Annotated in this window: 16 protein-coding genes and 1 tRNA gene; 5 read left to right on the top strand and 12 right to left on the bottom strand. The window is 60.5% G+C overall.

Annotated features, from left to right (window positions below):
- Positions 1 to 78: 78 nt before the first annotated feature.
- Positions 79 to 2,307, bottom strand: coding sequence for a RelA/SpoT family protein (locus NKH71_RS17425; protein WP_352588684.1), 2,229 nt, complete (start codon positions 2,305 to 2,307; stop codon positions 79 to 81).
- Between the two features lie 110 nt (positions 2,308 to 2,417).
- A complete protein-coding gene (gene rpoZ / locus NKH71_RS17420) occupies positions 2,418 to 2,819 on the bottom strand; it encodes a DNA-directed RNA polymerase subunit omega (RefSeq protein ID WP_352481861.1) in 402 nt (133 codons plus the stop codon).
- A 279-nt stretch (positions 2,820 to 3,098) separates the two neighbouring features.
- On the opposite strand from rpoZ, the gene NKH71_RS17415 reads away from it, so the two are divergent.
- Together NKH71_RS17415 and NKH71_RS17410 are read left to right on the top strand one after the other, a co-directional pair.
- The gene (locus NKH71_RS17415) at positions 3,099 to 3,680 is read left to right on the top strand and encodes a LabA-like NYN domain-containing protein (RefSeq protein ID WP_023719891.1); all 582 of its coding nucleotides are present in this window, start codon (positions 3,099 to 3,101) and stop codon (positions 3,678 to 3,680) included.
- Positions 3,677 to 4,435: a uracil-DNA glycosylase gene (locus NKH71_RS17410; RefSeq protein ID WP_245278617.1), complete on the top strand. Its 759-nt coding sequence runs from the start codon at positions 3,677 to 3,679 to the stop codon at positions 4,433 to 4,435. Before NKH71_RS17415 ends, NKH71_RS17410 begins: the two co-directional genes overlap by 4 nt.
- Here the strand turns inward: NKH71_RS17410 and NKH71_RS17405 are convergent.
- The 4 genes from NKH71_RS17405 to dapA form a co-directional block, all read right to left on the bottom strand.
- Entirely contained in the window at positions 4,385 to 4,906 is a 522-nt protein-coding gene (locus tag NKH71_RS17405) for a hypothetical protein (RefSeq protein ID WP_352588687.1), read from the bottom strand. The two genes, NKH71_RS17410 and NKH71_RS17405, sit on opposite strands and share 51 nt — an antisense overlap.
- A 109-nt stretch (positions 4,907 to 5,015) precedes the next feature.
- Entirely contained in the window at positions 5,016 to 5,744 is a 729-nt protein-coding gene (locus NKH71_RS17400) for a GH25 family lysozyme (RefSeq protein ID WP_352788936.1), read from the bottom strand.
- A gap of 106 nt (positions 5,745 to 5,850) precedes the next feature.
- Positions 5,851 to 6,330 (bottom strand): SsrA-binding protein SmpB, encoded by a 480-nt coding sequence (smpB, locus tag NKH71_RS17395; RefSeq protein WP_023719895.1) that lies wholly within the window; start codon positions 6,328 to 6,330, stop codon positions 5,851 to 5,853.
- 25 nt (positions 6,331 to 6,355) lie between these two features.
- Positions 6,356 to 7,237, bottom strand: a complete 882-nt coding sequence (dapA, locus tag NKH71_RS17390) for a 4-hydroxy-tetrahydrodipicolinate synthase (protein WP_023719896.1) — start codon at positions 7,235 to 7,237, stop codon at positions 6,356 to 6,358.
- Positions 7,238 to 7,462: 225 nt separating this feature from the next.
- Between dapA and NKH71_RS17385 the strand changes: the two genes are divergently transcribed.
- Both NKH71_RS17385 and NKH71_RS17380 read left to right on the top strand, forming a co-directional pair.
- Positions 7,463 to 9,502 (top strand): lytic transglycosylase domain-containing protein, encoded by a 2,040-nt coding sequence (locus NKH71_RS17385; RefSeq protein ID WP_352789033.1) that lies wholly within the window; start codon positions 7,463 to 7,465, stop codon positions 9,500 to 9,502.
- Positions 9,503 to 9,883: 381 nt separating this feature from the next.
- Entirely contained in the window at positions 9,884 to 10,777 is an 894-nt protein-coding gene (locus tag NKH71_RS17380; RefSeq protein WP_023719897.1) for an alpha/beta fold hydrolase, read from the top strand.
- A gap of 306 nt (positions 10,778 to 11,083) precedes the next feature.
- Here NKH71_RS17380 and NKH71_RS17375 read toward each other — a convergent pair whose 3' ends face one another.
- From NKH71_RS17375 to NKH71_RS17360, 4 genes are all read right to left on the bottom strand, one after another.
- The gene (locus tag NKH71_RS17375) at positions 11,084 to 12,142 is read right to left on the bottom strand and encodes a site-specific integrase (RefSeq protein ID WP_198030509.1); all 1,059 of its coding nucleotides are present in this window, start codon (positions 12,140 to 12,142) and stop codon (positions 11,084 to 11,086) included.
- A 236-nt stretch (positions 12,143 to 12,378) separates the two neighbouring features.
- Positions 12,379 to 13,563, bottom strand: coding sequence for a porin (locus tag NKH71_RS17370; RefSeq protein WP_023719899.1), 1,185 nt, complete (start codon positions 13,561 to 13,563; stop codon positions 12,379 to 12,381).
- Between the two features lie 98 nt (positions 13,564 to 13,661).
- Complete coding sequence (locus tag NKH71_RS17365; protein WP_023721031.1) at positions 13,662 to 13,913, bottom strand: GIY-YIG nuclease family protein; 252 nt, start codon at positions 13,911 to 13,913, stop codon at positions 13,662 to 13,664.
- A 94-nt stretch (positions 13,914 to 14,007) separates the two neighbouring features.
- Positions 14,008 to 14,098: transfer RNA gene (locus tag NKH71_RS17360), tRNA-Ser, on the bottom strand.
- Positions 14,099 to 14,547: 449 nt separating this feature from the next.
- Here NKH71_RS17360 and NKH71_RS17355 point away from each other — a divergent pair.
- Positions 14,548 to 15,699, top strand: a complete 1,152-nt coding sequence (locus NKH71_RS17355; protein ID WP_352481864.1) for a porin — start codon at positions 14,548 to 14,550, stop codon at positions 15,697 to 15,699.
- A 275-nt stretch (positions 15,700 to 15,974) separates the two neighbouring features.
- Here the strand turns inward: NKH71_RS17355 and NKH71_RS17350 are convergent, their stop codons facing one another.
- Positions 15,975 to 17,627 (bottom strand): tetratricopeptide repeat-containing sulfotransferase family protein, encoded by a 1,653-nt coding sequence (locus NKH71_RS17350; protein WP_023718349.1) that lies wholly within the window; start codon positions 17,625 to 17,627, stop codon positions 15,975 to 15,977.
- A 190-nt stretch (positions 17,628 to 17,817) separates the two neighbouring features.
- Positions 17,818 to 19,470: a tetratricopeptide repeat-containing sulfotransferase family protein gene (locus NKH71_RS17345; RefSeq protein ID WP_352788942.1), complete on the bottom strand. Its 1,653-nt coding sequence runs from the start codon at positions 19,468 to 19,470 to the stop codon at positions 17,818 to 17,820.
- Positions 19,471 to 19,476 lie beyond the last annotated feature (6 nt).

The raw sequence follows: 19,476 nt of genomic DNA, 5'->3' as shown, positions 1-19,476 counted from the left end.
ATGGTAGTGAGTAGTGAGTAGTGAGAGCACCCTCTTTCACTATTCACTATTCACTATTCACTATTCACTATTCACTATTCACCCATTCACGCGTCGCGCGTCGCTGACGCTCGAATTGTCCTTTAGCTGCGACAGCAGCCGGTTCAAGTGCTTCAGATCCCACACTTCGAGATCGATCAGCATTTCGGTGAAATCGGGCGCGGTGCGCACCATCGACAAGGTGTGGATGTTGGCGTCGTTGGATGCGACGACCTGCGCAATGTCGGCCAGCGAACCCGGTGCGTTGATGGCGGTGACCGAGACACGCGCCGGGAACCGCTCCTTGGTGCGCTCGTCAATATCCCAGCGCACGTCGATCCAGCGCTCAGGCTGGTCGTCAAAGGCCTGCAACGCCGGCGACTGGATCGGATAGATGGTGATGCCGGTTCCCGGCTGCACGATGCCGACGATGCGGTCGCCGGGCACTGCCCCCTCCGGCGCGAAGCGCACCGGCAGATCGCCGCGCACGCCGCGGATCGGCACCGCATCGTCACGCGGCTGGTTCTTGTCCTTGCGTGCGGCGCGGCCCGGAATCTGGAACAGCATGCCGGCGGCGTTGCGGATCTTCGACCAGCCCTCCTCGCGCTGCTTGGGCGCGACCAGCGTGACGCGCTCGTCCTTGTAGTCAGGAAATACCGCCTTCATGACGTCGCTGGAGGCGAGTTCGCCACGGCCGACCGAGGCCAGCACATCCTCGATGTCCTTGCGCGCCAGCCGGTGCAGCACCGGCTTCAGGTTTTCCTTGGTGAAGGTCTTGCCGGACCGTTCGAAGGCGCGCTCCAGAATGCGGATACCGAGACCCGAATATTGCTTGCGGATAGCGTTCTTGGTGGCACGGCGGATGGCCGAGCGCGCCTTGCCGGTAACGACCACCGATTCCCACGCCGCCGGCGGCACCTGCGCCTTCGAGCGGATGATCTCGACCTCGTCGCCGTTCTTCAGCTCCGTCATCAGCGGCATGATGCGGCCATTGACCTTGGCGCCGACGCAAGTGTCGCCGACATCGGTGTGGACGGCATAGGCAAAGTCAATCGGCGTGGCGCCGCGCGGCAGCGCGATCAGCATGCCTTTCGGCGTAAAGCAGAACACCTGGTCCTGAAACAGTTCCAGCTTGGTGTTTTCGAGGAAGTCCTCGGGATTGTCGCCTTCGGCAAGCTGCTCGATGGTGCGCCGCAGCCAGGCATAGGCATTGGTCTCCTTCGAGATCGCATGGACGGCACCATTCATCTTGCCGCCGGTATCTTTATAGATCGAATGAGCGGCGACACCGTATTCAGCGATCTTGTTCATCTGGTAGGTGCGGATCTGCAATTCGACGCGCTGGCGCGACGGGCCGACGATGGTGGTGTGGATCGAGCGGTAGTCGTTCTGCTTCGGTGTCGAGATATAGTCCTTGAAGCGTCCGGGCACCATCGACCAGGTGGTGTGGATGGCGCCGAGCGCGCGATAGCAGTCCTCGACCGTCTCGACAACGACGCGGAAGCCGAAAATGTCGGACAGTTGCTCGAACGACAGCGCCTTGGCTTCCATCTTGCGGAACACCGACCACGGCTTCTTCTGCCGGCTCTTGACCTCGGCCTTGATCGAATATTTGTCGAACAGTGTGGACAGTGCCTTCTCGATCTCGGACAGCACGCCCTTGTTGCGCTCGAAAATTTCGGCAAGCCGCGCGGTGACGGCGCGGTAGGCTTCGGGATTGATGAAGCGGAAGGCGATCTCCTCCAACTCCTCGCGCATGCCTTGCATGCCCATGCGGCCGGCCAGCGGCGCGTAGATGTCCATCGTCTCTTCGGCAATGCGCAGGCGCTTGGCTTCCGGCACATGGTCGAGGGTGCGCATATTGTGCAGGCGGTCGGCGAGCTTGACCAGAAGCACGCGCACGTCTTCCGAGATCGCCAGCAACAGCTTGCGCAGGTTCTCCGCCTGCTCGGCCTTCTTCGAGACGAGGTCGAGCTTCTTCAGCTTGGTCAGTCCTTCGACCAGCTTGCCCATTTCCGGACCGAACAATTCGTCGATCTCGGCCCTGGTCGCCGTGGTGTCCTCGATCGTGTCGTGCAGCAAGGCAACGGCAATCGTCGCCTCGTCCATGTGCATTTCGGTGAGGATGGCGGCGACTTCGAGCGGATGCGAGAAATAGGGATCGCCGGAGGCGCGCTTCTGGTGGCCATGCTTCTGCATGGCGTAGACATAGGCCTTGTTGAGCAGCGCCTCGTTGACGTCAGGCTTGTAGCGCTGGACGCGCTCGACAAGCTCATACTGACGCATCATGGCGGGATCTCGCAATGCTGAAATGAATCATGCGCCGCACTGGCGTACGGCGCATGTCATAGATAGCCACGAAACTGCCGACGCGAAAGTGTCGGCAGTTGTTGCTAAGATCAATAATCGTCGCTTTTTTCCGGCGGTACCAGCCCTTCGATGCCGGCCAACAGGTCTTCTTCGGTCATGCGATCGAAGGTGACGTTGTCCTCGGCGTCGTCGGCATCGGTGGCCGCAACAGTGCTGCCGGTCTGGTCGGCAATCGCCTCGCCATCGGCTTCCGGCTCGTCGACCTCGACATGCTTCTGCAGCGAATGGATGAGATCTTCCTTGAGGTCGTCCGGCGATAGCGTCTCGTCGGCGATTTCGCGGAGCGCAACGACCGGATTCTTGTCGTTGTCGCGAGGTACGGTAATCTGCGCGCCCTGGCTGATTTGACGGGCGCGGTGGCCGGCCAGGAGCACCAGCTCGAAGCGGTTGTCGACCTTGTCGATGCAATCTTCAACGGTTACGCGGGCCATGAGTTGCCCCTTTCATGCCTGGATTTGATGGAAAACAGGCGCGGTCCATAACCCGAACGCCGCCAAAATACAAGCTTTTATGGCGGTGCCCAGCTCTGACGCGGGCCGCCTGCGACGACGCAGCGCCGATCACAATTGCTTGCGGTGCCGCATGGTGCCTTGGATTGCCGTAAAACTGGCGTTATCTCGAACGATGAAGGCCAACAGGTCTATTATCAGACCGGCCGATAGTCGCCACGCATTTAGACGACCGCTTATTTCGAAAAAGGACATTTTTCCATGTTCGATCCTCGTGAAAAAATCGCTCTCTTTATCGACGGTGCCAATCTCTACGCCACCTCGCGCGCGCTGGGCTTTGACATCGACTACCGCAAACTTCTGTCGAGCTTCCAGAAACGCGGCTATCTGCTGCGCGCTTATTACTACACCGCGCTGGTCGAGGATCAGGAATACTCCTCGATTCGGCCGCTGATCGACTGGCTCGATTATAACGGCTTCAAGGTGGTGACCAAGCCAGCCAAGGAATTCACCGACTCGACCGGCCGCCGCAAGATCAAGGGCAATATGGATATCGAGCTGACCGTCGATGCGCTCGAGCTCGCCGATGTCGTCGACCATTATGTCATCTTCTCAGGTGACGGCGATTTCCGCACGCTGGTCGAGGCGCTGCAGCGGCGTGGGCGCAAGGTCTCGATCGTCTCGACCATGGCATCGCAGCCGCCGATGATCTCCGATGACCTGCGCCGCCAGGCCGACCATTTCATCGACTTGATGGCGCTCAAGAATGAAGTCGGCCGCGATCCGTCGGAGCGGCCGGTACGCCGGTCCGAGCCGGCCGAAGTCGACGAGGAAGACTATTGACGGTCGTTGCCTTGACCGCGCCCCTGGCCGCCTCTCCCGAACCCGATCGCGACTGCCCGCTTTGTCCGCGGCTGCACGACTTCATCGCCGAGTGGCGGCAGCGCGAGCCGTCCTGGTTCAACGCGCCAGTGCCGACCTTTTTGCCGCCGGAAGGCGAGGATGCGGTGCGCTTGCTGATCGTCGGGCTGGCGCCTGGCCTCCGCGGCGCGAACCGGACGGGGCGCCCCTTCACCGGCGATTTTGCCGGTGATCTGCTCTACAATACGCTGATCGCGCACGGCTTTGCGCGCGGCGAATTCAAAGCGCGACCAGATGACGGGCTGGAGCTTGTCGGTACGGCGATTACCAATGCGGTGCGCTGCGTGCCGCCGGAGAACAAGCCGGTTGGTGCCGAGATAGCCACCTGCCGGACGTTCCTGGTACCGACGATCGCCCGATTTCCAAACCTGCGCGCCGTGCTGGCGCTGGGCTCGATCGCGCACCAGTCGACCGTGCGGGCGCTCGGCCAGCGCGTCGCCGCCTATCCGTTCCAGCATGGTGGGCAGCAGCAGGCCAATGGCATCGCGCTGTTTTCCAGCTATCATTGCTCGCGCTACAACACCAATACGGGCGTACTGACGCAAGCCATGTTCGTCAACGTTTTCAGTCAGATAGAAGCTTTTCTGAAGACTGAGAGCCGGACGACGCCCGCCGGCGCACAAGCCCTAGATTCGGGTGATCGCGAACAACCAGGCCAAGAGATCCAGCAACCATAGTAACAGTGCAAGCTGCAGCGCGACGCGCAGGCGTTGGATGATCCGCCAATTGCTGGCCATGTCGGATTTGATGCGCAGCGCAAGCGCTCGGTGCATCCCATCCATGGTTGCGGGAGGATGCTGATCGACGAAATCCTGGAGCAGCTTCTCGGGATCGAAACGGAACGTATAGTTATAATATGGCCACACCATAATCGCGACCAGCAGTCCGATAAGAAAAAGCAATGTCAGCGCCAGACAGTCCCAAGGTCCTATGCCATCCAGGAGCGCCCTGCCTCCAAGGAGAGAACTCGCGAACGCAGTTGCAAAAATCAGATTTCCAGCGCGCGTATTGAGACTTTCAACCACGCCCTGCTGGTGTTGGAGGCCACGCACCGCCTCCGCATAGACAAACGCCAGGCGGGGATCCCCACCGTCCGTCGCAGCAGGCGGGGCGTTGCTGTCATTGGCTGATGAAGGGCGCTCCGGCATCAAATGTACTTAGCACGGCGCCGCCTGCGATATGAATAGCCACCTTGGCGAAGGCTTCGTCGTTCCCGTCATCGCCCACTGAGGGTGCTCTCGCTGGACAGGAATAGCGTCAATCCGACGCCGTCGCTTCAGGCGCTGCGGCAAACAACGCGGCCAGCGTCGCCGGCCCGCCTTGGAGAACATTCAGGTCGACGTCGCCGCTGATGCCGTCGACGCGGCCCCGGTTGTGGTACTGCCAGTAAATCCAGTCGTCATGGCCTGGCCGCAGCGCCAGCGAACGCAGCCAGCGCGGGCGGCCGGCTACCTGCCCGGCATAGGCTTGCGCGGCCTCCTCGGTCACATAGAGGATCGCCGTCTTGCCGAACGCTGCTTCGACCGGGCCGAGGAAGGCTGAGAGTTCGGCGCTCAGCTGTTCGGGAGTTGGCCGCTGCGGGCAATTGCCGCCGAACTCGATGTCTACCACCGGCGGCAGCAAAGGCTGATCGCGCGGCACCACCGAGATGAAGTTGCGTGCCTGATCGGCACCCGGCCTGCAGAAGGTGAAGAAGTGATAGGCGCCGACGGCAAGGCCGGCGGCGCGGGCCGCACGCAAATTGGCGGCGAAGGCATCGTCGACATGGTCGCCGCCTTCCGTTGCCTTGATAACGGCGAAGGCGACATCGTCGGCTGCAACACGCCGCCAGTCGATCTGCCGCTGATGATGGGAAACGTCGATGCCCCTGACCGGATATTTGCCGCGATCCGGAGAAAATGTCTGGAAGTAGGTATAGCCGCCGGCCAGGACGAGGCCCACCAGGAGCAGACCGGCCGCCCCCCATGAGACGATCCGGTTTTTCAAACGAGACCTATCCCTATTGGTCCGCCCTGCCCTCCGCCATGGCTCCGGGCGTTCGTCGCTCGAAAAGCCAAATCACTGGCTTTTCGTCCGCTTCGCGGACCTCTGCTCACCCTCGCTCTTTCAGCAGCCGGCCCTTCTCGCGCGACCAGTCGCGCTGCTTTTCGGTCTCACGCTTGTCGTGCAGCTTCTTGCCACGGCCGACGGCGAGCAGCACCTTCGCCCGCCCTTGGTCGTTGAAATAGATCTTCAGCGGCACCAGCGTCATGCCTTCGCGGTCGACGCTCTGCGACAGCTTGGCCATCTCGCGCTTGTTGAGCAGGAGTTTGCGGCGTCGGCGCGGCTCGTGGTTGAAGCGGTTGGCCTGCAGATATTCCGGCAAATAGGAGTTGATCAGCCAAATCTCGCCGCCCTCGACCGAGGCATAGCTGTCCTGGATATTGGCCTGGCCCTGACGCAGCGACTTCACTTCCGTACCGGTCAGCACCAGGCCGGCCTCGATCGTGTCGAGCACCTCATAGGAAAACCGCGCCTTGCGGTTTTCCGCAACGGTCTTGTTGTTGGGATCGGCTTTTCTGACTTGATTCATGATGCGGAGAGGTGGCGCCTCATCCCTAATTTATCAAGCCGGCGTGCTTCATCGCCGCGTCGATCTTCTCGGCGGTCGACGGCTCGACCGTCATTAACGGCGAGCGCAGCACGTTCTCGACCTTGCCCAGCTTCGACAGCGCATATTTCGCGCCGGAAACGCCGGGTTCCAGGAAAATCGCCTTGTGCAGTGGCAACAGACGGTCCTGCAGGTCGAGCGCCTTGGCGCTGTCGCCGGAAAGCGTCGCCTCCTGGAATTCGGCGCAGAGTCTGGGCGCGACATTTGCCGTCACCGAGATGCAGCCGACGCCGCCATGCGCGTTGAAGCCGAGGGCCGAGGCGTCCTCGCCGGAGAGCTGGATGAAATCCTTGCCGCAGGTGGCGCGCTGCTCCGAAACCCGCTCGACCTTGCCGGTGGCATCCTTGACGCCGACGATGTTCTTGAAGTCGTGCACCAATTGCCCCATCGTCTCCGGGCTCATGTCGACCACCGAGCGGGGCGGAATGTTGTAGATGATGATCGGCAGGCTGGTCGCCTTGGCGACGGCGGCGAAATGCGCGTAGAGGCCGCGCTGCGTCGGCCTGTTGTAATAGGGCGTGACGACAAGGGCCGCGTCGGCGCCCGCCTTCTCGGCATACTGGACCAGGCCAACCGCCTCTTCGGTGTTGTTGGAGCCGGCGCCGGCAACGATAGGAACCCGGCCCTTGGCGACCTCGATGCAGACCTTGACGACTTGGCGGTGCTCGTCATGCGACAGCGTCGGCGACTCGCCGGTGGTGCCGACCGGGACCACGCCCGTCGTGCCTTCGGCGATCTGCCAGGCGATGAACGCGCGAAAGGCTTTCTCGTCGAAACGGCCGCTCTTTTCAAACGGTGTGACGAGCGCGGTCAGCGAGCCTCTCAGCATGTCGTCCAACTCCTTGGGGACTTTCGGGTTTGTCGTGCGCGCCTTCTAGCTGAAAGCGAAGCGGCGCACCATAGTCTCGACATTGTTGCGCGGCAAGCATTGCGCCGGCAATTGCAATTCGAACGACCTCGATAGGGTTTTCTTTACGGGCCCTTCATCACAGACGAATAGGCTTCAATTCATCTGTGCCTGTTGTAGCGTCGAAGAACGGGGATGACCAAATCCATGCCGATCAGGCGGCCTCATCTTTTCGCGCTTATCGGCGCGATTGTCGCGCTGAATCCCGGCGCGGCGATCGGCAGCAGCGTCGATGTGCAGGTCACGTCGGCGATCCCGATGACGGAGCCGCAGAACGATGCGGTGCAGCAGTCGCCGTCACCGTCCGCGAGCATCGCGGTGCTGAAGAGCGGTCTCGATGCGCTGGCTGCAAATGACATTGCGCGCGCGCGCCAGGTGCGCGAGGCGCTGCCGGCCAAATCGCTCGACCGGCACATCCTTGCCTGGGCGATCGCGCTCTATGGCGGCGACCAGGTGCCGAGCGGCGACATCGCCGATGCGGCAAAGATGCTGCCGAACTGGCCGGGTACAATCGCCTTGCGCAAGAACAGCGAGCGCGCGCTCTATCGCGAGAACCCCACGCCGCAGATCGTGGTGCGGGCGTTCGACGGCAGCCAGCCGCTGACCTTCGAGGGCGTGGTGATCCTAGCCCGCTCCTATGTAGCACTGGGCGATACCAAGGCGGCGCGCTCGGTGCTGTCGCCATTCTGGCGGACCGAAAAGCTCGAAGCCAGGGACGAGGCGGCGGTCATTCGCGAGTTCGGTGCGCTGATTCCGGCCGCCGACCATCGCTTCCGCATGGAGCGGATGTTTTATGCCGACCGGGTCGCTTCGGCGCTGCGCGTCGCCGGTCTCGCCCGCGCCCAGCAATTGGCCGATGCCTGGGCGGCAGTCACCAAAGGCGACAAGAACGCGGCCAAGCTGCTGAAGGCGGTGCCGGCAGCGCAGCGGGCGGCCGGCTATCTCTTTGCCGAAGCCGAATATCTGCGCAAGCAGCAGAAATTTTCCGACGCCGCCGCGCTGGTGATGAAGGCGCCGGGCGACCGCGACGCTCTGGTCGATCCGGACGCCTGGTGGGTCGAGCGCCGGGTGCTGTCGCGCGAGCTGGTCGACCAGGGCGACATGAAGACCGCCTACAGAATAGTCGCCGCGCATGCCGCCGAAAGTCCCGCCAATGCTGCCGAGGCGGAATTCCATGCAGGCTGGTACGCGCTGCGCGGCCTCAACGACCCGAGCATCGCCGCCAAGCATTTTGCGCGAATCGCGGAGCTCGCCCAAGGGCCGATGTCGCTGTCGCGCGCCTATTATTGGCTCGGCCGCGCCGCCGAAGTCGGCGGCCCCGGCAATGCCAAGGATTATTTCAGCCGCGCCGCAAGCTACGGCACGACCTTTTACGGCCAGCTCGCCGGCGAGCGCGTCGGCCGGCAGACCCTCAACATCGTCTACCCACAGCCAAGTGCCGCCGACCGCCAGAATTTCGCCACCCGCGAGGCGGTCAGCGCCATCAAGCGGCTGCAGGAGGCCGGCTATGACCGCTATGCCGAGACGCTCTACCGCGACCTCGCCGGGCAGCTGAACAACCCCGGCGAACTGGCGCTGCTTGCGGTGTTGGCGGAAAGACAAGGCAACCATTTCATGGCGCTGAAGATCGGCAAGATCGCCGGCGCCCGCGGCATCGATGTCGGCGCGCTGTCGCATCCGCTCGGCGTCATTCCCGACACCGCCAACATCTCCGGCTCGGGCAAGGCGCTGGCCTATGCGATTGCCCGCCAGGAAAGCGAGTTCAACATCGGCGCAATCTCCAGCGCCGGCGCGCGCGGACTGCTGCAACTAATGCCAGGCACCGCCAAGCAATTGGCGAAGAAGGCCGGCATGACATTTTCTCAGGCCCGGCTAACCACCGATGCCGGCTACAATGCAACGCTGGGCGCTGCCTTTCTCGGCGAGCAACTCGGCCGTTTCGACGGCTCCTACGTGCTGACCTTCGCCGGCTACAATGCCGGCCCCGCCCGCGCCGCCCAGTGGGTGGCGAAATACGGCGATCCGCGCGGCAAGGACGTCGATGCCGTCGTCGACTGGATCGAGCGGATTCCCTATACGGAAACAAGAAGTTACGTCCAGCGCGTGATGGAGAATTATGAGGTCTACAAGATGCGTATCTCCGGCAAGTACGACATTGTCGGGGATCTGGTGAACGGCCGGGGGTGACGGCCGGGCTTCAAGCCAGGTTTGCCGGTCACAGCGTATTTTGTTCTTGCTTTGTGCCGGCAGCTATGCTACTAATTTAAATATGGTGCTGATTCGCACCGACGACCCGCCCAACGAGGCGGGTTTTTGTTTCAGGCTTTGAAAGTTCCGGACGTCGAGTTGGCGGACAGCGGCCCGCCCTGTCCTGCCGGACATCTCCCCAAGGGTCCCAGCTTCGTGGACAGTGCCTTTCTGCATCCGACGAAACTTGGCGAAAGCGACGATGACAGCCAATCTCCCCCTTGAGGGACCCTGCAACTTCGGCGCCTCCCCTATTTGACCCTACCGGCCCCTCGCCTGTAGCAGTTGAAACAAGCCAGCAGCGAGAGGAACGGAGTCCACATGGCAACCGAGCAGGGTTTCTCCGATTTCTTCTACGCCGCGCCGGACGGGCTGTCCCTGCACGCCCGCATCTACGGCGAAGCGAATTCCGGCCGCTGGCCAGTCGTTTGCCTGCCCGGCCTGACCCGCAATTGCCGTGATTTTCACGAGCTGGCGCTTTATCTGTCGACGCAGGCGAAGCGCAAGGTCGTCGCTTTCGACTATCGCGGGCGCGGGCAGTCCGCCTACGATGCCGATATCGGCCATTACAATATCGGCATCGAAGCTGGCGATATTCTCGCCGGGCTGGCGGCGCTGAGCATCGAGGAGGCTGCCTTCATCGGCACGTCGCGCGGCGGACTGATCATCCATGTGCTCGGGGCGATGCGGCCGGCCGTGCTGAAGGCCGTCGTCCTCAACGACATCGGCCCGGTGATCGAGACGCAAGGGCTCGCCCATATCCGCTCCTATCTCGACCCCGCGCCCAGGCCGAAGGCGTACGCAGAGGTGGTCCGCGGCCTGCGCAGCACCCATGGCGCCGATTTTGCGGCGCTGACCGATGCGGATTGGGAGCGGATGGCGTCAGCCCTCTACCGCGAGACCGAGGAGGGATTTCTGCCCGATTTCGATCCGAAACTGGTCGATACGCTGGCGGGCCTCGATCCCAGCCGGCCGATGCCCGATCTTTGGCCACAGTTCGACGCGCTGGCGGCCATCCCAATGCTCGTCATACGCGGCGCCAACTCGAAGCTGCTGTCCGCCGAAACGCTCGAGCAGATGCGGACGCGCCATACCGATATCGAGACGATCACCGCTGACGGCCAGGGGCATGCACCGTTTTTGGAGTCCGGGATCCTGCCGGGCAGGATCGCTGGTTTTTTCGATCGGGTGGAGCGGCGGAGCGGTTGGAAGTAAAACCACGGTAAGTTTAAGTAACTCTCTGCCTTATCTTGTACCTGTGAAGCATTCTGGCAGCGATTAACAGCTCTGCTGGCGTCCCGGAGAATAATTGTTGGATGTCGGCGCCGCCCCTCATCCGCCTGCTGGCACCTTCTCCCCGTGTAGTGACGGGAGAAGGACAGACGGCCGCAACGCTGACGAACTCCCCTCTCCCCGTTTTTTCACGGGGAGAGGGTAAGGGTGAGGGGCAGCGCCGACTTGATGTATTGGCCTGCAATCCGTTGTCAGATCGACCGACTTACGCCAGATCCACCCAAACCGTCAGGATTTGGCGCTTCTCTTCGCGGGCTTTGGTGCCTTGCTTGCGGCCGGCTCACCTTTTGGTTCCCGCCTTGCCGAAGGTGGAGAGGACAACGGACTTGCCCCGCCGTCGTCCGAACCACTGTACCGCGGCGTCTCAAGCACGGTGACGCAACCGTCGAGATCGTTGGTGGCCAGATGGGCGTAGCGCATGGTCATGGACAGCGTCTGGTGGCCGAGCCACATCTGCACACGCCTGATATCGATGCCGCCCTGGACGAGACGCGAGGCGCATGTATGGCGCAATATGTGCGGCACGACCTGATCGTCGGCGCCAAGCCCGACTTCGGCCTTGGCATCGTTCCAGATGGCACGAAACTGCGCCTGGCTAAGCTTGGTGAACGGGCCTTTAGGCCGGCGGCCCTCGGTGGCCGGCAGCTTGATCACCTCTTTTACCCGCTCGGTCATCGGGATGGTGCGGCTGCGGCCGGACTTGGTGATCCAGAAACTGACGCGGTGCTCCTGGATATCGTTCCAGATCAAGCCCAGCGCTTCGCCGAGGCGGCAACCGGTGTCGACGAGAAAGACGGAAAGCCGATAGGCGTCCTCGCTGCGGCTTTTGATGGCGGCAAACAGCCGAGCCTCCTCGTCCCTTTCGAGGAAACGAATCCGTCCCGCCCGCTCTTTCTGGCGGCGGAACTCGGGCAGGCTGTGGATATCCCCCATCTTGTGAGCCTTGCGCAGCAGTTTGCTGAGGGCAGCCATCTTCCGGTTGATGGTTGCGTTGCTGTTGCCGCGCTGGCGCAAGGTGCCGATAAGGTTGTCGAGGGTGCTTTGGTCAAAGGCGCTGAAACGCTCCCCAAGGAGAATCTCGTCTATTTCGCCGATGAACGAGCTGACATTGTACTTATGCCGCCCATCATCCCAAAGTATATCCCGGTATGCTGAAAAAAGTTCTCCGATCCTGTGCGACTTTACTTCTCGTATCTTGTTGTAACTGTATTTTATCTTTGCAGTTTGAGAAGAAAACATCGAAAAATGATCAGAGGTCCCTCCCTCTTGAATCGCATCGTTCGTCATTATTCGCCACACCCCCGAGTGGATAGGCCTAGACCTACCTGCTTGGCGGTGCCCTTTCAAGAGTTTTAAGCGTTGCGGCCGATTTCATCCACCAGTGGTGGATCCCAACGACATCGTTCCACAACCCTGTTCAGCTACCGAACCCCCTTTTCCTTCTGTTTGCTACCAGTCGCGAAAATAAAACAGCCCGGGCGTTGAAGCGCCCGGGCTGGATTTCAGTTGCTTAAGTCCAGCCCTTAGAACGAGCGCTGGAAGCGGAGGACACCGCCGATGCTGTTTTCGTCGGTAGCACCGGTCCAATTGTCGAAATTGTTGTCACCGAAGTGCAGGTAGTCGACTTCGGCCGTGATCGTGAAGCCGGGAACGATGTCGTAGGCAATGTTCGCCGCGATGCCGACGTTCTCGCCTTCGTCATACGCCGCCTGAAGGTTGAACGAGGTCTTCTCGTTGATGGTGTAAGTGCCACCACCCCAAACTGCCCAGTTGCCGCTCCACTGCTTGTAGAAGTTGCGTGGGATATTGTCGTCCGAACCGTAGCCGGCCATCAGGAACAGCGTCAGGTTCTGCATCGGCGTCACGTCCAGGCGAGCCTTGCCTGTCCATTCTTCCACTGCGCTGTCATAGGCAATGACGCCCGAGATCGAACCCCAGCCCTGCGTGTATTTCACGCCGCCGACGACATATGGAACATAGCTGTCGATCGAATCGTGACCCAGGTGGAGCGCGGTGTTGTCGTCGTTGAGGATAAAGCCTTCACCGGTTTCCAACGACGCCACGGCCGAGAAGCCGTTGCCGGCATCGAAGTAGTACTGGATGACGTTGGTGTCGAAGCCGCCGTAGGGAACCAGCGTATCGTTGATGACGTTGCCGGCGTAACCGGTGAACGTATTGAAGGCCGTTTCGTCCTTACCGACGCGGAGACCACCGAGCTGGATCCAGGCGAAGTTCAGCGAAACGCCTCTGCTGCCAAAGCTGGAGAATTGTGCATCAGGGGTGGCCGGGTTGCCGTCGAGATCGACCCCGTGATAACCGGTTCCCCAGTTGAAGCGGGTCTCGGTGTAGGTCTTCAAGGTGCCCATCTCGGTTTCCTGGCCGGTATAGGTCCTCAGCGTGAAGCGAGCCTGCTTGAAATAGCCGTCGTTGACATCGTCCCTGCCTTCCAAGGCTTCCGAAAGGTCTTGGTAACGGGCACCAGTGAACGCGCCCGCATCGCCGGCGGAGATGTCATAGCGGACGTAGCCGCCGATGCGCATGCAGATTTCGGTGCCGGGGATGTAGAAGTAGCCAGCGCCGTAGACGTCGCAAATCTTGACGTATTCAGCGGGTTCCGGCTCGGCGACGACGACGGCGTCGGCGGCGCGCGCACCGGAAACTGCGATCAGTGCCGCAGCGGAGCCGAGAAGAAGGCTCTTGATGTTCATTTTCTGACCTCCAGTCAGAATCGAGGGCGGAGGTCGGCAAAAAGCAGCTCGTTCGGCTGTTTTTATTTATATTTTCAAATAGATAAGTCCTAAGGCCGTCAGTGAGGCCCTGTCCGCCAAAAACGCTTACTGGCGAAGGCCTTGCCTGAACCGGTCTTGAAATATCGCTCGAGTTGCCGTGCGTTGGCCTCGGTTTCAACCCCGATGTAGGACTTCAAAGTTACAGGCAGATAGGCCTTGGTCGAAGTCACATAGCCTGATCGATGCGATTCGAAGCGGCGCCGAAGGTCGTTGGTCGACCCGACGTAGACATCGCCGTTACGAAGTTGCAGGAAATAGACGTACCACATAGTCCCCCTACGCTACTTCGTAGCTTCGGGCGACACCCTACGCCCAAAATGCGGTTCCGGGTGGCCTGCCACCCGAAGCCCGCAGGGCGTAGGGTGGCGGAGAGGATGGGATTCGAACCCACGAGAAGCTTTTGACCTCTACTCCCTTAGCAGGGGAGCGCCTTCGACCACTCGGCCACCTCTCCGTTGCGCCGGTGGATAAAGAAAAGCGCCGGCACAATCAACAAGCTGGCGCTATTATCCTTGAAAAATCGACCCTTCGCCAAAGCGCCGCCCAGCGATGTGGCGATTCTGCGGCGATTCCCTGGTTCGCGACTCGCGCCATGGTCACATTTCGGGCCGACCATCGCCGGAATCCGCCGTTTGCAACGGCTTGCGAAGGGCTGTTGGTTAACGGGAGCTTTCGGAGTGAGGCCAAATCGTGTCATTTGTGCAACAACGCCGGGGTATAGCGCCAACACAAACCTTTTGCCGGTACGATCGTGGTTGAACGCCGCCGTCTCATGGGTAATGTCGGGTTTGAAGGAGCGGCGCGGTGCGCATCTTTTTCGGTAGTGGGGATGGGGCAGGGAACGCTGTCCTTCAGCAAAGAATACCCAGACCCGTTTTTTAACTTTTGACTGGAGGTCAGAAAATGAACATCAAGAGCCTTCTTCTCGGCTCCGCTGCGGCACTGATCGCAGTTTCCGGTGCGCGCGCCGCCGACGCCGTCGTCGTCGCCGAGCCGGAACCCGCTGAATACGTCAAGATTTGCGACGTCTACGGCGCTGGCTACTTCTACATCCCAGGCACCGAAACCTGCCTGCGCATCGGTGGCTATGTCCGCTATGACATCGGCATCGGCGACGTCGGCTCCTTCGACGGTGCGAAGACCACGGACCAGATGGACGGCGGCTCGCAGGATACCTACTACAAGCACGCCCGATTCACGTTGAAGACCTGGACCGGCCAGGAAACCGAGCTCGGCACCTTGAAGACCTACACCGAGACCCGTTTCAACTGGGGTAACCACAACGATTATCTTGATGACAACTTTAACGGCGGTACGAGTGTTTCGCTGAACTTTGCCTGGGTCCAACTCGGTGGTTTGCGCGTCGGCAAAGACGAATCGGCCTTCGACACGTTCATCGGCTACGCCGGCAACGTCATCCAGGATACGCTAGTCCCCTATGGCGGCTTCGACACCAATGTCGTCCAGTACTACTTCGACGCCGGCAACGGCTTCTCGGCCGTGGCTTCGTTGGAAACCGGTTCGGGCAGTGCCGATGCGGATCCTGGCATTTTCCAAGACAGCAACAGCGGCAATGATTCGATCGACAGCTATGTTCCGTATGTGGTCGGCGGTATTAAATACACGCAGGGTTGGGGCTCGATCACCGGTGTTGCCGCCTATGACAGCACTTGGGAAGAGTGGGCCGGCAAGGTTCGCGTCGACGTTACGCCGATACAGAACCTGACACTGTTCGTCATGGCCGGTTACGGTTCGGACGACAACATCGACCGCAACTTCTATAAGCAGTGGGGCGGCAACTGGGCAGTTTGGGGTGGTGGCACCTACACCATCAACGAGAAGACCTCGTTCAACCTCCAAGCATCGGTTGACGACGACAAGAACTACGGCGTCGCCGCGAACATCGCCTACGATATCGTTCCCGGCTTCACGATCACTGCCGAAGTCGATTGGGCTCGCGACGGTCAGTTTGATAAAGCCTACGATCGCAACTGGACCAATGCCGACGACAAGGACAGCGTCGGCGGGATGCTGCGCTTCCAGCGCTCATTCTAACAATCCGAACCTGATTGAGATCGAACCCGGCGGGCCAACCGCCGGGTTTTTCGTATCGGGCGACGCAGCTAACAACTCTCGGTGCATGAATACAGGCTGCCACTGAATACCTATCGCAGGGCTGAGCTGGTCAATTGTAATGCTCGCCGCGCCCGCTTGTCCGAACGTGCAAAAAATGAAGATCTTGGCACGATCTGAAGGGCTGGCCTACAGGATCAACGGATCTCGACAGCAAGTCACCGTCGACCTCGGCCTGCCGAACGCCACCCACTCGTTCAAAGTTCGGCTAGATCTCCCAAGGCGTGAATCAGCGGCTGAATTGTGCTCTCATATTTTTTCCAGCGCTTGACCGATGATGTATAGATCGGCTGCCGCACCTGCCAGCGGCTGGGGGTATTGACCGACCTGTCCTTCTCGAAAAAGCGCAGGCAGGAATCGTCCCAAGGCAAGCCGAGATGATCGATGAGACGGCGCGACTGCGCCTCCTGATCCGCAATCAGCGTCTCGTAGCGGCTTTCGAAAATACGTCCGGGAAAGACCTTATTCCAATGCCGCATCAAGCGATCATATTCACGGTAGTATAGGCCGAGTGTCTCAAGGTCGGCGTTGTAGCCGTGGTCCTTGGTGAAATGCAAGACGAAGCAGGACACGCAATTGTCGATGGCATCGCGCCGGCAATGAATGATGCGCGCGTGGGGAAAAAGAATTCCAATCACTCCGATAAACTCGAAGTTGTGCGGCATCTTGTCGACTATGCGGAGCGCGGCAGGCGCGTGCTGGCGCAGATAAGACAGGTATTCTTCGGCCAGCGCCCTCGACTGATCCCTCGTCATCGACATGATCGAACTGCGCAGGTCCTCATCCGATTGTGTTCTAAAGCCCATCGAGTTCGCGATTCGGCGCAGCTTCGTAAGCTCCCCGGCGCCATGGACGTCCGGATGGCTCGCGCAGATCTGCTCGGTCAGCGTCGTCCCCGACCGGGGCATGCCCAGCACAAACACAGGCACTTCGGATGGACTGCCGTGGCCAGCCTTGGCTTCCAATAGTGACGGGCTGAATATCTCGATCATGGAATCGACACTTCGGCGGTAGTACTCCAGGTCGAAATCGTGACCAGCGGCCTTTTTTGCCTTCTGGAAGTGATCCATCGCCTCATCGTAGCGCTCGAGATCGTTCAGCACTTTGCCTGCAGCGTGATGGAGCTGGGATGCAGCAACCGGTTCGAGCCTGGGATTGGAGAGTTCGCGCAGGATAGAGTCGAGCTCGGCAGGTTTTTCGGTGAACTTTTGCGTGTCGACCAGGTAGTTGTAGGCTGCCCCAACATCGACGCGACGTTCTATTGCCTGATTGAGATAGGCTCTGGCTTCGTCCATGCGACCGAGGCTGGCGAGCGCACCAGCCAGACCAATTCGGACCATGGGATGGTCGCCGTTGATCTTCAGTGCCTTCTCGTAAAGGGGCAAAGCCATCTCGGCCTTGTCGAAGTTGACGTAGGCACGCGCCAGTCCGCAAAGCGCTTCCACCAGATCGGGCTTCAATTCGCAGGCGCGCTGCAGGTGCCTGATCGCAAGCAAGCTGTCGCCAAGCTTCAGACCGGCCTCTCCCAGGCTAAGGTGGAAATACGGATTTTGAGGCGTCTGGCTTACTGCTCGTGCAAAATATTTGAGAGCCAACTCATCGTCGATACCGAGCCCCAGCGTGCCGAGGATGTACAGCGAAAGCGGGTGGTTTGGCGTGCGGGCGAGAACGCGATGGCATAACTCCTCGGCCTCTGGAAGCCGCTTGGCTTGCTGGAGTTCGAGCGCCTGTCGCAACAGCATGTCGTCAGCTTGCGCGCGCGACGGCGGTTTCGCTTTCGGCGGCTGCACTTTCGGCGCCGGGCGGGACTTTATGTGTTTGGACCAAGCGGGCGGCAGTCGGTTGCTCATCATGTCTCGCTAGCAAAATGATCTGGGAGAATCCAGCCTGACGTGCCCGCCCGCCGCAGAACTTGGCAGCCAGGCCGGCAGCTTAGTCTAGCAACCGGTGCCCCGCCGCAATTGCAGCCCCAGCCCACAAACCTGGCGATTCAGATCTCGTGGCCCACACAAATGCAAATTGCCGACTGCAATTCCCGAGTCAAATCTCGGCGAGATCACCGAGCGACTGGATCAGCGGCTGGATTGCGCTCTCATAGTTTTTCCAGCGCTTGACAGATGAACTGTAGATCGGTTGCCGAACCTGCCAGCGACTGGCCGTGTTGACCGATCCCTCCTTGTCGAAGAAGCGCAGGCAGGTATCGTCCCAGGGCAATCCAAGATGATCGATCAGACGGCGCGATTGTGCCTCCTGATCCGCAACCAGCGTCTCGTAGCGACTTTCGAAGATGCGTCCGGGAAAAGCCTTGTCCCAATGTCGCATCAGGCGATCATATTCACGGTAGTACAGCCCGAGTGTCTGCAGGTCGGCGATGTAGCTGTGTCCCTTGGAGAAATTCTGGAAAAAACACGAGAGGCAATTGTCGATGGCATCGCGACGACAGTGAATAATCCGTACATTGGGGAAGAGAAGCCCTATGAGACCGATCAGTTCGAAATTCCGGGGCATCTTGTCGACGATGCGAAGCGCGGTCGGCGCACGCTCACGAAGATAGGACAGGTGCTCCTCGGCCAGCATTTTGGATAGGTCGGGGGTGATCGGAACGATCGATTGGTCCAAGGTCCGTGCTGAAACCTTCGTGAGGCCGATAGCATTTGCGGCTCGCCTTAGCTTTTTCAGCTCTCCGGCGCCATGAACATCCGGGTGGCTCGCGCAAATCTGCTCGGTCAGGGTGGTGCCCGATCGGGGCATGCCCAATACAAACACGGGCACTTCCGACGGGCTTCCATAACCCGCCTTGGCGGCCAACATGTCCGGGTTGAAGAACTCAATCGTGGAGTCGATCCAGCGGCGATAGGTCTCCAGATCGAACTTATAGCCGGCGGCCCGCTTGCCTTTCTTGAAATGATCTATCGCGTCTTCGTAGCGCCCAAGGTCGTTCAGCACTTTGCCGGCAGCGTGATGAAGTGTCGTCACACTGTCCGGGTCAAGCTTTGGCTCACCAAGCTCGCGCAGGATGGACCTAAGTTCGGCCGGCTCCTCGGTGAACTTGCGCGTACGCACAAGCTCATTATAGGCGGCGGGCATAGCGATGCGACGTTCGATCGCCTCCTTCAGATAGATTTTGGCTTCATCCATGCGACCAAGACCGGTGAGTGCGCTGGCAAGCCCCGTCCGAACGCGGGGATGATCGCGGTTGATCTTGAGCGCTCTCTCGTAAACCGGCACAGCCATGTCAGCCTTGTCGAATTCGACGTAGGCGCGCCCCAATGCGCAAAGCGCCTCCACCAAATCGGGCTTCAACTCCAGACCGTGCTGGATGTGCGTGATTGCGGGCGAATATTCGCTTACCCTCAGATAAGCTTCACCCAGACTAAGGTGATAATAGGGGTTTCGGGGCTCCACGCCGACGGCTCGCGCCAAATATCGCAGGACCATTTCATCGTCGAGCCCGATGAATAGCGTGCCCATGATATACAAAGCCAAGGGATGGTTGGGCGTGCGCTCCAGCACGCGACGGCACAGTTCCCGAGCCTCGGCCAACCGCTTGGCCTGCTGCAAGCCATACGCCTGTTTCAGCAGCGCATCGTCGGCCTGCACGCGCGTCAATGGTTTCGCCTTCGGCGGTTCCACTTTCGGCGCCGGGTGGGACTTTATATGCTTGGACCAGGCGGGCGGCAGTCGGTTGCTCATCATGTC

Source organism: Mesorhizobium sp. M0983, from assembly GCF_040318975.1.
In the GTDB taxonomy this organism is placed as follows: domain Bacteria; phylum Pseudomonadota; class Alphaproteobacteria; order Rhizobiales; family Rhizobiaceae; genus Mesorhizobium.
This window is presented reverse-complemented; position numbering and strand designations above follow the sequence as displayed.